Origin of the sequence: Pseudomonas brassicae (assembly GCF_010671725.1) — a bacterium.
In the GTDB taxonomy this organism is placed as follows: Bacteria; Pseudomonadota; Gammaproteobacteria; order Pseudomonadales; family Pseudomonadaceae; genus Aquipseudomonas; species Aquipseudomonas brassicae.
In genome coordinates this window covers 1-1058 of sequence record NZ_JAAHBU010000645.1, presented here as the reverse complement: position 1 = coordinate 1058, position 1058 = coordinate 1, and the positions used below count along the sequence as shown (strand labels likewise).

The window sequence follows — 1058 nt, the reverse complement described above, 5'->3', positions numbered from 1 at the left end:
CCCCCCGCACAATTCCATCAAGACGCACCCCACCACCACGCGCCACCCTTGCAGTCACTCACCCCCATCGGACGCGACCCATGAAACGCATCACCGTGATCGACTCCCACACCGGCGGCGAACCCACCCGGCTGGTGACCGCAGGCTTCCCCGACCTGGGCAACGGCAGCATGGCCGAACGCCGTCAACAACTGGCCGAACACCACGATCAATGGCGCGCCGCCTGTATGCTCGAACCGCGCGGCAGCGATGTGCTGGTCGGCGCACTGCTGTGCGAACCCGTCGACCCCAACGCCTGCGCCGGGGTGATCTTCTTCAATAACACTGGCTACCTGGGCATGTGCGGCCACGGCACTATCGGCCTGGTGGTATCACTCGCACACTTGGGCAAGATCGGCCCCGGCACCCACAGCATCGAAACCCCGGTCGGCACTGTCCAGGCCACCCTGCACGAAGACCGCTCGGTCAGCGTGCGCAACGTGCCTGCCTACCGCTACCGTCACGCCGTGGCCATACAGGTACCCGGCATCGGCGAAGTGATCGGCGATATCGCCTGGGGCGGCAACTGGTTCTTCCTGATCGCCAACCACGGCCTGCACATCGGCGGCGATAACCTCGACGCCCTCACCACCTACACCGTGGCCGTGCAACAAGCCCTCGAAAACCAGGGCCTGCGCGGCGAGGACGGCGGCCTGATCGACCACATCGAGCTGTTCGCCGACGACCCGCACGCCGACAGCCGCAACTTCGTGCTGTGCCCCGGCAAAGCCTACGACCGCTCGCCCTGCGGTACCGGCACCAGCGCCAAGCTGGCCTGCCTGGCCGCCGACGGCAAGCTGCAACCCGGACAGGTGTGGCGCCAGGCCAGCGTGATCGGCAGCCAGTTCGAAGGCGTGTACGAAACCGCCGGCGAACGCATCGTGCCAACCATCCGCGGGCGCGCCCATATCAGCGCCGAAGCCACGCTGATCATCGAACCGGACGACCCGTTCGCCTGGGGCATCCGCCTGTGAACACCGCCCAGGCCGCCGATGTGATCGTGGTCGGCGCCGGCATCA

Annotated in this window: 1 protein-coding gene; it reads left to right on the top strand. The window is 67.1% G+C overall.

Annotated elements, in window-relative coordinates; all coding sequences use genetic code 11:
- The first annotated feature begins 80 nt into the window (after nt 1-80).
- Nucleotides 81-1013, top strand: coding sequence for a 4-hydroxyproline epimerase (locus tag G3436_RS26890; RefSeq protein ID WP_163951392.1), 933 nt, complete (start codon nt 81-83; stop codon nt 1011-1013).
- Nucleotides 1014-1058: the final 45 nt, after the last annotated feature.